This is a genomic window from Streptomyces bugieae, from assembly GCF_036352915.1.
Lineage (GTDB): Bacteria > Actinomycetota > Actinomycetes > Streptomycetales > Streptomycetaceae > Streptomyces > Streptomyces endophytica.
In genome coordinates, this window is the sequence record NZ_JAZBJP010000030.1 from 92,492 (window position 1) to 102,277 (window position 9,786).

At 74.0% G+C, this 9,786-nt stretch carries 11 protein-coding genes; 9 read left to right on the top strand and 2 right to left on the bottom strand.

Annotated elements, in window-relative coordinates:
• The first annotated feature begins 30 nt into the window (after window positions 1–30).
• From V2J85_RS31830 to V2J85_RS31850, 5 genes are all read left to right on the top strand, one after another.
• Window positions 31–864, top strand: a complete 834-nt coding sequence (locus V2J85_RS31830) for a L,D-transpeptidase (protein ID WP_330823546.1) — start codon at window positions 31–33, stop codon at window positions 862–864.
• A gap of 59 nt (window positions 865–923) precedes the next feature.
• Window positions 924–2,321, top strand: a complete 1,398-nt coding sequence (gene alr, locus V2J85_RS31835) for an alanine racemase (protein ID WP_330823547.1) — start codon at window positions 924–926, stop codon at window positions 2,319–2,321.
• Window positions 2,318–3,655 carry an alpha/beta fold hydrolase gene (locus V2J85_RS31840; RefSeq protein WP_261957065.1) on the top strand — a complete coding sequence of 446 codons (1,338 nt, stop codon included), beginning with the start codon at window positions 2,318–2,320 and terminating at the stop codon, window positions 3,653–3,655. The genes alr and V2J85_RS31840 overlap by 4 nt, the downstream gene beginning before the upstream one ends.
• Before the next feature lie 54 nt (window positions 3,656–3,709).
• The gene (tsaE, locus tag V2J85_RS31845) at window positions 3,710–4,243 is read left to right on the top strand and encodes a tRNA (adenosine(37)-N6)-threonylcarbamoyltransferase complex ATPase subunit type 1 TsaE (RefSeq protein ID WP_261957066.1); all 534 of its coding nucleotides are present in this window, start codon (window positions 3,710–3,712) and stop codon (window positions 4,241–4,243) included.
• A gap of 217 nt (window positions 4,244–4,460) precedes the next feature.
• On the top strand, window positions 4,461–4,721 hold the full coding sequence (locus V2J85_RS31850; protein WP_330823548.1) for a hypothetical protein: 261 nt from the start codon (window positions 4,461–4,463) through the stop codon (window positions 4,719–4,721).
• 45 nt (window positions 4,722–4,766) lie between these two features.
• Here the strand turns inward: V2J85_RS31850 and V2J85_RS31855 are convergent, their stop codons facing one another.
• Window positions 4,767–5,333, bottom strand: a complete 567-nt coding sequence (locus V2J85_RS31855) for a hypothetical protein (protein WP_330823549.1) — start codon at window positions 5,331–5,333, stop codon at window positions 4,767–4,769.
• Between the two features lie 88 nt (window positions 5,334–5,421).
• On the opposite strand from V2J85_RS31855, the gene tsaB reads away from it, so the two are divergent.
• The 4 genes from tsaB (at window position 5,422) to V2J85_RS31875 (ending at window position 8,340) form a co-directional block, all read left to right on the top strand.
• Complete coding sequence (tsaB, locus tag V2J85_RS31860; protein ID WP_261957069.1) at window positions 5,422–6,081, top strand: tRNA (adenosine(37)-N6)-threonylcarbamoyltransferase complex dimerization subunit type 1 TsaB; 660 nt, start codon at window positions 5,422–5,424, stop codon at window positions 6,079–6,081.
• An 80-nt stretch (window positions 6,082–6,161) separates the two neighbouring features.
• Window positions 6,162–6,635: a ribosomal protein S18-alanine N-acetyltransferase gene (rimI, locus tag V2J85_RS31865; protein WP_261957568.1), complete on the top strand. Its 474-nt coding sequence runs from the start codon at window positions 6,162–6,164 to the stop codon at window positions 6,633–6,635.
• A 5-nt stretch (window positions 6,636–6,640) separates the two neighbouring features.
• A complete protein-coding gene (gene tsaD, locus V2J85_RS31870; protein WP_330823550.1) occupies window positions 6,641–7,783 on the top strand; it encodes a tRNA (adenosine(37)-N6)-threonylcarbamoyltransferase complex transferase subunit TsaD in 1,143 nt (380 codons plus the stop codon).
• Between the two features lie 191 nt (window positions 7,784–7,974).
• A complete protein-coding gene (locus V2J85_RS31875; RefSeq protein ID WP_261957071.1) occupies window positions 7,975–8,340 on the top strand; it encodes a hypothetical protein in 366 nt (121 codons plus the stop codon).
• 7 nt (window positions 8,341–8,347) lie between these two features.
• Here the strand turns inward: V2J85_RS31875 and V2J85_RS31880 are convergent, their stop codons facing one another.
• The gene (locus tag V2J85_RS31880; protein ID WP_330823551.1) at window positions 8,348–9,553 is read right to left on the bottom strand and encodes a class I SAM-dependent methyltransferase; all 1,206 of its coding nucleotides are present in this window, start codon (window positions 9,551–9,553) and stop codon (window positions 8,348–8,350) included.
• Window positions 9,554–9,786: the final 233 nt, after the last annotated feature.

The following is a 9,786-nucleotide window of genomic DNA, read 5'->3' on the forward strand; positions in this document are numbered from 1 at the left end:
GGGCGGTCCGGTCACGGCATGCGTGAGGGCATGAAACGCACGCTTGTGGCGCTGCTGGCCGGCGCCTCGCTGTTCCCGCTCGCCGGACCGCCCGCGGTGGCCGTCGCCCCGTCAGCCGCCCGGCCCGCGGCCTCCACCCGGTACGCGGCCGCCCGCCACGCGGCCCTCGACCTCGTCCCCGGGATCCCGCGCAGCGCCCGGCGCCCGGCGCCCGGTGGGCGGCAGGTGCACATCGAGTACGTCCCCCGGTCCGAGGCGGGCCGCGGCGCCCGGGCCGGGCGCTGCACCCGCTCCGCCGGGCCGTTCCAGCGGCAGGCCGAGCGCTATCTGCGGCGGAGAGCGGACGGGCGGCAGAGCGCGGGGGACTGCCGGGCGATCCGGCGGTTCCAGCAGACGCACCGGATCGCCCCGGCGACCGGTTACGCGGGGCCGGTCACCGGCGCCGTGGTGCGGCTGCTGCGGGCCAGGAAGGACCCCAACCGGGCCGGTCACTGCCCGGTCCGCCAGGAGCGGACCGCGTGCGTCGACCTGGACCGGCAGGTGATGTGGGTGCAGCAGGCCGGACGGGTGATCTTCGATCCGGTGCCGATCCGTTCCGGCCAGCCGACGATGGAGACCCGAACCGGGACGTACCGGATCTATCTGCGGCGCAGGTACCACATTTCGAACCTGTACCACACGCCGATGCCGTTCGCGCAGTTCTTCGACCGCGGGGAGGCGTTCCACGGCGTCGAGGACGACATCTACGAGGGCCTCGGCTCGCACGGGTGCGTCAATCTGACCTGGTCGGACGCGCGCAACCTCTGGTACCTGCTCAAGAAGCACGACCTCGTGTACGTCTGGGGGCGGAAACCCAGCGGGTGAGCACGGTTTCCGTGCCGGTCCCCCGGGGCGCCGCGCGATCGCCTGCGACACTGAGGGGGATGAACGAGACAGCGAAGCGCGCCCGTGCCGTCGTCGACCTCGCCGCCGTGCGGGCGAACGTCCGTGTCCTGCGGGACCGCGCCCCCGGGGCAGAGCTGATGGCCGTGGTCAAGTCCGACGGCTACGGGCACGGCGCGGTGCCGTGTGCCCGGGCCGCCCGGGCGGCCGGTGCGAGCTGGCTGGGCACCGCGCTCCCCGAGGAGGCGTTGGCCCTGCGCGCGGCCGGCGACACCGGGCGGCTGATGTGCTGGCTGTGGACGCCGGGCGGGCCCTGGCGGCGAGCGGTGGAGCAGGACATCGATGTCTCGGTGAGCGGCCTGTGGGCGCTGCGCGAGGTGACGGCGGCGGCGCAGGCGGCCGGCCGTACCGCCCGCGTCCAGCTCAAGGTCGACACCGGGCTCGGCCGCAACGGCTGCCAGCCCGCCGACTGGCCGGAGCTGACCGCCGCGGCGCGCGCCGCCGAGGCCGCGGGCGCGCTGCGGGTCACCGGCGTCTGGTCGCACTTCGCCTGCGCCGACGAGCCCGGCCACCCCTCGATCGCCGCCCAGCTCGACGTCTTCCATCAGGCGCTGCGGACGGCGGAGTCGGCCGGGCTGCGCCCCGAGGTGCGGCACATCGCCAACACCGCGGCGGCGCTCACCCTCCCCGAAGCCCATTTCGACCTGGTCCGTGCGGGTATCGGCATCTACGGCGTCTCGCCCAGCGCCGAACTCGGCACTCCCCAGGACTTCGGGCTGCGGGCCGCGATGACCCTGGAGGCCTCGCTCGCCTCGGTGAAGCGGGTGCCGGGCGGCCACGGCGTGTCGTACGGGCACCGGTACACCACCCCCGGTGAGACGACGCTCGCGCTGGTCCCGCTCGGTTACGCCGACGGCATCCCGCGGCACGCCTCCGGCACCGGCCCGGTGCTGATCGCCGGGAAGTGGCGGACGGTCGCCGGGCGGATCGCGATGGACCAGTTCGTCGTCGACCTGGGCGGCGACAGCGCCGAGGAGGGCGATCTCGCGGTGCTCTTCGGCCCCGGCGACCGCGGCGAGCCGATCGCGGAGGACTGGGGCCGGGCGGCCGGAACCATCGGGTACGAAATCGTCACCCGGATCGGAACCCGTGTTCCGCGCGTCTATGTGGACAGTGGCATGGACGGCGGGGTAGCCGGGGCAGACGGGACAGAAGAGGAACACGAGGCACACGAAGCGACCGGAACGGAAGCCGGAAGAGAAATCGCAGCGAACAGCGCACCGGACACCGCGGCGAACAACCCGACCGACACCGCAACCAGCACCGCCACGATCGACGCAACGACCACCGCAACGACCAGCGCGACCACCCACGCGACCGACACCGCGACAGCCGGAACGGCCGAGGGAGACACCGCGCTCACGGGGGGTACGGCATGACCGACGGCACCGAAGCCGCCGCGCAGGCGGTCGAGACGGCCGCCGAGGTGGCGGCCGAGGCCGCGAACAACTGGGCCAAGGCGGGCCGCCACGCCGGCATCGCCGGTGCCGCGATCGGCGTGGTCGCGGCCGGGGCGGCGGCCGGCGTGGCCATAGAGCGGCTGACGGTCGGCCGCGGGATGCGCCGCCGGGCCCGGCTCGCCCTGGACGCGGCCGGCCCGTACGGCACGCTGCGCGGCACGCCCGGCGCGGCGATCTCCGAGGACGGCACGGAGCTGTACTTCGAGATCGACGAGGTGGGCGCGGAGCCCGCCCGCCTGGAGAAGGGCGACCGCCGCGGCGGCAAACACGGCCGCAACGACCCGTCGGCGAGGCCGGTCCGCGGCAAGCAGGCCCGTGCCGCCCAGGAGGCGCACGGCGGGCTGCGCAAGCGGCTGACGGCGGCGCTGGGCCGCCGCCCGGCGGCCGCCCCGACGGTCGTCTTCAGCCACGGCTACTGCCTCAACCAGGACTCCTGGCACTTCCAGCGGGCCGCGCTGCGCGGCACCGTGCGCACCGTCCACTGGGACCAGCGCAGCCACGGCCGCTCGGCCCGCGGCCACAGCCAGATCGAGGGCACCGAGAACGTCACCATCGACCTGCTCGGCCGGGACCTGAAGGCGGTGCTGGACGCGGCGGTGCCCGAGGGGCCGATCGTCCTGGTCGGGCACTCCATGGGCGGGATGACGGTGATGGCGCTGGCCGACCAGTTCCCCGAGTACGTCGCGGAGCGGGTGATCGGCGTGGCCCTGATCGGCACGTCAGCGGGCCGGCTCAGCGAGGTCACCTACGGGCTGCCCTCGATGGGCATGAAGGCGTTCCACTGGCTCGCGCCGAACGTGCTCAAGGCGCTGGGCTGGCAGCCCGATCTGGTCGAACGCGGCCGGCGGGCGACCGCGGATCTGTTCGCCGGGCTGGTCAAGCGGTATTCGTTCGGCACGCCGGAGGACGTGGATCCGGGCATCGCGCGGTTCGGCGAGCGGCTGATCGAGGGCACCCCGATCGATGTGGTCGCCGAGTTCTTCCCGGCGTTCGCGGTGCACGACAAGACCGAGGCACTGGTGGCGTACGACGCGGTGCCCGCGCTGGTGCTCGCCGGTGAGAGCGATCTGATCACCCCCGCCGACCACAGCCGGACGATCGCGGAGGTGCTGCCGGACGCGGAGCTGGTGTGCGTGCCCGGCGCCGGCCATCTGGTGATGCTGGAGCGGCCCGAGCTGGTCAACGACCATCTGGTGGCCCTGGTGGAACGCGCGGCCGCCGCGGCCCGCAGCTCGGGGCACGCACGGGCGTGAGGGCGTCGCTCGGGGGTGGTGGTCGGATGAGGGGCAGGCCGTACCATTTGCGGCATGAGCACCACCGCCCCCGTTGCGCATGTCACTGTCAAGTCCCCCGACCAGATGCAGGAGTTGGGCCGCAGACTGGCTCCGCTGCTGCGCCCCGGCGACCTGGTGCTGCTCACCGGTGAGCTGGGCGCCGGCAAGACCACGCTGACCCGCGGGCTGGGCGAGGGCCTGGGCGTGCGCGGCGCCGTGACCTCGCCCACGTTCGTCATCGCCCGGGTGCACCCGTCCCTGACCGGCGGCCCCGCGCTGGTGCACGTCGACGCCTACCGGCTCGGCGGCGGGCTGGACGAGATGGAGGACCTCGACCTCGACGTCTCGCTGCCCGAGTCGGTGGTGGTCGTCGAGTGGGGCGAGGGCAAGGTCGAGGAGCTCTCCGAGGACCGGCTGCACGTCGTCATCGGGCGGGCCGTGGGTGCCGATGCTCCCGGGGGGCTGGACGGGCACCCGGAGGACGACGTGGACGACGTCCGTGAGGTGACGGTCAGCGGGTTCGGTGCGCGCTGGGCGGACGCAGGCCTGGCCGACCTGGGGATCTGACCCGGCTCACGACTCGGCCGACGAACCCGCCGACCCGACCGGGCCGGGGTGTCCCGTAGGCGGGCGGATATCCGGCCGCGGGTCCCGTAGTTTCCGACAAGCCGTCGGCAAGATGTTGCGTAGCCGGTGCCGGGCGTGGTCACATGGGATGTGACCCCAGTTAGGTCAGCCTAAGTAACGAGCTCGCCGAGCTCGGAGGCGGCCTAGCTTCTGTCGCTTGCCCCAGGAGCCCCGGGAGGCGTCCATGCCGGCCCACCAGCACGACGCGCGCGAGACGCCGACGATGAACGAACTGCTGGCGGCGTGCGCCGCGGCCAGCGCCGTTTCCACGCCCCCCGACGCCGCCGAGGAATCCCGCAAGGAACGCCCGGAACCCCGTAAGGACCGGCAGGCGGAACGGCCCGCGGCCGCCGCGGAGGAGCCGCCGGCGGACGGCGGGGACACACCGGCGTCCACTCCGGGCCGCACCGCGGCGTAGTCCGTACGGGCTAAGAAACTCTCCTTGCCCAGCCGGGGCGCGGCCCTAGGACACCACCACGACCTTGGTGCCCTGGAGTGCGAAATCCCACATCGCCTTGCCGTCGGCCCGGGACTCCCGGATGCCGCCGGTCTTCTTCTTGGCGGCGGGGTCGGGCCGCGAGCCGTCGACGGCCGCGCTGAAGCCGACCGGGACGCCGCCGGCGCTGCCGAACAGCACCACGTGCTCGATCGCGACCCCGTCCGAGCCGGTGATGCTCACCGACCGCGAGGTCACCGCGTACGCGCCGGCCGGCGGGCTGACCGTGCTGGGCGCGACCTGGTACGTCCGCAGCGCCTTGCCGTTCGCCCCGACCAGCCAGACCCGCTTGGCGGCGAGCGAGTACACCACCCTCTTGCCGGTGCCGGACGCCGCCGGGACCGGCGCCGGAGCGGGCGCGCGGCGCTTCTTGCCGGAGCCGTCCTCGTGGCCCTTGGCGGTGCCGTGGTGACCCTTGCGGGCCGGGGCGAGGGAGTCCGGGGCCGAGGCCGCGGCCTGGTAGCCGAGCACCCCGACCACGACCACGGCGGCCGTGGTCAGCGCGGTGACGATCGTGCTGCTCTTAGCGGGCACCGCTGTGCCACCTTTCCGTACGGGCCTTGACCACGGGCCGACGGTAGCACCGCGACGGGCACCACCGGCCGCGCCGTAGTCTTGAGACGTGCTGCTGCTAGCTCTTGACACCGCCACCCCCGCCGTCACCGTCGCGCTCCACGACGGCGAGCGGGTCCTCGCCGAGTCCCGCCAGGTGGACGCGCGCCGGCACGGCGAGCTGCTGCTGCCCGCCGTCGACCGGGTGCTGGCCGAGGCCGGCCGCAAGCTCGACGAGGTCAGCGCCATCGTGGCCGGCGTGGGCCCGGGCCCGTACACCGGACTGCGGGTCGGTCTGGTGACCGCCGCCACGTTCGGCGCGGCGCTCGACGTCCCCGTCCACGGCCTGTGCACGCTCGACGGCCTGGCCCACGCCTCCGGCCTGACCGAGCCGTTCGTGGTCGCCACCGACGCCCGCCGCAAAGAGGTCTACTGGGCCCGCTACGCGGACGCCCGTACGCGGATCACCGAGCCCGCCGTGGACCGGCCCGCCGACATCGCCGACCAGGTGGCCGGCGTCCCGGCCGTGGGCGCGGGCGCGCTGCTCTACGACTCCGTCTTCACCGGCGTACGGCGGGACGCCCCCGAGCACCAGTCCGCCGGCGCGCTCGCCGAACTGGCCGCCGCCAAGCTGGCCGCGGGCGAGGAGCTGCTGCCGCCGCAGCCGCTGTACCTGCGCCGCCCGGACGCCCAGGTGCCCGCCAACTACAAGGTGGTCACCCCCAAGTGACGTCCCGCCCGTCGCCCGACCACCGCCCCTCAACGGCACCGCTGCGCGGCGGCACCCCCCATTCCGCCGAGCTGCGCGAGATGCGCTGGTGGGACATAGCCCCGGTGCTGGAGCTGGAGCGCCGGCTGTTCCCCGAGGACGCCTGGTCGCACGGCATGTTCTGGTCCGAGCTGGCGCACGCCCGCGGCCCGCGGGCCACCCGCCGCTACCTGGTCGCCGAACTCGCGGGCCGGCTGGTCGGCTACGCCGGACTGGCCGCCGTCGACGGCACCGGCGACGTCCAGACCATCGCCGCCGCCCGCGACCAGTGGGGCACCGGACTGGGCGCCCGGCTGCTGACCGAACTCCTCGGCGCCGCAACGGACTTCGAATGCCACGAGGTGCTGCTGGAGGTGCGGGTCGACAACCTCCGCGCGCAGCGCCTCTACGAACGCTTCGGCTTCGAGCCGATCGGCTTCCGGCGCGGCTACTACCAGCCCGGCAACATCGACGCCCTGGTGATGCGCCGCACCACCCAGACCTCCTCCGAAGCACCCTCCGTACAAGGAACCTGACAACCATGGCTGACTCACGCGGCGGACCGCTCGTCCTCGGTATCGAGACCTCCTGCGACGAGACCGGTGTCGGCATCGTCCGCGGCCACACCCTCCTCGCCGACGCGGTCGCCTCCAGCGTCGACGAACACGCCCGTTTCGGCGGCGTGGTGCCGGAGGTGGCCTCCCGCGCCCATCTGGAGGCGATGGTCCCCACCATCCAGCGCGCCCTGAAGGACGCCGGTGTCGCGGCGAGCGACCTGGACGGCATCGCGGTCACCGCGGGCCCGGGCCTGGCCGGCGCCCTCCTGGTCGGCGTCTCGGCCGCCAAGGCGTACGCCTACGCGCTCGGCAAGCCGCTCTACGGCGTCAACCACCTCGCCTCGCACATCTGCGTCGACCAGCTCGAACACGGCCCGCTGCCGGAGCCGACGATGGCCCTGCTGGTCTCCGGCGGCCACTCCTCGCTGCTGCTGGCCCCGGACATCACCTCCGACGTGCGCCCACTGGGCTCGACCATCGACGACGCGGCCGGCGAGGCCTTCGACAAGATCGCCCGGGTGCTGAACCTCGGCTTCCCCGGCGGCCCGGTCATCGACCGCTACGCCCGCGAGGGCGACCCGGACGCGATCCGCTTCCCGCGCGGCCTGACCGGCCCCCGCGACCCCGCCTACGACTTCTCCTTCTCCGGTCTGAAGACGGCCGTGGCCCGCTGGATCGAGGCCAAGCGGGCGGCCGGCGAGGAGGTGCCGGTGGCGGACGTCTCGGCGTCCTTCCAGGAGGCCGTGGTGGACGTGCTGACCCGCAAGGCCGTACGCGCCTGCAAGGACAACGGCGTCGACCACCTGATGATCGGCGGCGGCGTCGCGGCCAACTCCCGGCTGCGGGCGATGGCCCAGCGCCGCTGCGAGGACGCCGGGATCACGCTGCGGGTGCCGCGGCCCAAGCTGTGCACCGACAACGGCGCGATGGTCGCGGCGCTCGGCGCCGAGATGGTGGCGCGCGGCCGCGCGGCCTCCGCCTGGGACCTGTCCGCGGACTCCTCGCTCCCGGTCACCGAACCGCACGTCCCGGCGGAACCGGCCGAGGACGACGGCCACCACGACCACGGTCACAGCCACAGCCACGACCACGTCCACGAGCTGAGCAAGCAGAACCTCTACCAGTGATCCCCGCTCGCCATCCCTCCTCGTAAGGGGGCCTTCCGTAAGGGCCTCCCGTAAGGGGCGCCGGTCCGGAATGTCGGCCTCCGGACCGGCGACATCTGAGGATCGGTGACAACCGCCGCCTCCCCGGACTCCGCGGCTGCCGCGAGGTCTTACTCTGGTGCAGCACCGGGCGCGTGGGGAGGCGGCAGGCTGTGGACTGGTTCTGGTGGGTGTTCATCTTCTTCATGGCGGGCGGCTTCGCGAAGGTCGCGGACACCGCCCGTACGGCGCTGCGCACCCGCCACGAGCGCAAGATGGAGCGGCTGGAGTCCGCCCGTCACGAACGGCAGGCGCTGGAGGCCGCCCAGAAGCCGCCGGAGCCGGTGTGCGGCTGCACCCACCACCTCGCCAAGCATGACAAAAAGGGCAAGTGTCATGAGCGGGTGGAGATTCCGGTCGCCTGGGACGCCGACCACAAGCCGGTCCAGTACGAGGCCGGCCAGTGCACCTGCCAGCAGTACGTCGGCCCGCAGCCGCTCTCCCAGATCTACGCCGAGGACCTCACCGACCTCGCCTGACCGCCGGTCAGACCTCGTCCGCCGGGTGCCCCAGCAGCATCGTCGGCGCCCCCGCGACCCGGGTGAGGAAGATCGTGCAGGAATTGCCGCCGCCGGCCAGCTTCAGCTTCTTGCGCAGCTCCTCGGGCTCCACCGCGGACCCCCGCTTCTTGATCACCGCGACGCCGACCCCGCGCTCCCGCAGCAGCGCCTTGAGCCGCTTGACGTTGAACGGCAGCACATCGGTGATCGCGTAGGCGGTGGCGAAGGGGGTCGGGCGCAGTTCGTCGGCGGTGACGTACGCGATCGTCGGGTCGATCAGCCGCCCGCCGACCTGCTGGGCGACCTCCGCGACGAGGTGGGCGCGGATGACGGCGCCGTCCGGCTCGTACAGGTAGGGGCCCACCGGACCGGGCTCCGGGTCCGGCAGACCGGCGCCGAGCAGCGAGCCCCCACCGGGCAGCAGCGTGGCCCGGCGCCCGCCGGCCACCGGCCCGTCGCCCCCGCCGGGCCGGCCGAACCACACCACCGCCTCCTTCACCTCGCCCCCGTAGGAGATCCACTCCGTCTCGGCGTCCTCGGGCAGCGCCTCGTGCGGCACCCCCGGCGCGATCTTCAGCGCCGCGAACGGGGCGGTACGGGCCGCCTCGACGGCCCACGACAACGGCGGTGAGTACGCCTCCGGATCGAAGATCCGGCCCCCGCGCGCCTTGGTGCGGCGCGCCGGGTCGACGAACACCGCGTCGTACCCGGCGGTGTCCACCTCCGTCACGTCCGCGCAGCGCACCTCGATCAGCTCCGCGAGCCCCAGCGCCTCGGCGTTCGCCCGCGCCGCCGCGCAGGCCAGCGGGTCCCGGTCGACGGCCAGCACCCGGATCCCGGCCCGCGCCAGGGCCAGCGCGTCACCGCCGATCCCGCAGCACAGATCGGCCAGCGTCCGCACGCCGAGCCCGGCCAGCCGTGCCGCGCGGTGCGCGGCGACCGAGGCGCGGGTGGACTGCTCGACCCCGTTCGGCGTGAAGTACATCCGCTGCGCGTCGGCCCCGAACTTCGCGGCCGCCCGCTGCCGGAGCCGCGCCTGGGTGAGCGCGGCGGAAACGAGCGGTGCGGCGTGGTCCCGCCGCAGCCGGGTGGCTGCCGCCAGCTCGTCGGCGGGGTCGTGGTCCCGCAACTCCTGAAGCAGCGCTTGGCCCTCCGGGCCTAGGAGGGCGACGAAGGTGTCGAGGTCATTCACGGAGTCATTGTCGCTTCCCACGTACCCGTCTTTCCCGCCGCGGGGCTTGCTCGCCGTTGCGCGCTTGGCGGCGCCTCCCACGTACTTGGCTGTCCCGCCGCGGTTGTTCTCGCCGTTGCGCCTGCGGCGGGCTGGGTGGGTGTCGGGTGCGGTGACGGGCCTCCGGGGCCGGTTGTGTGGACTGCTGACGCTTTACGTCCACACAACCGGCCCCTCCGGCCCGTCCCCTCCCG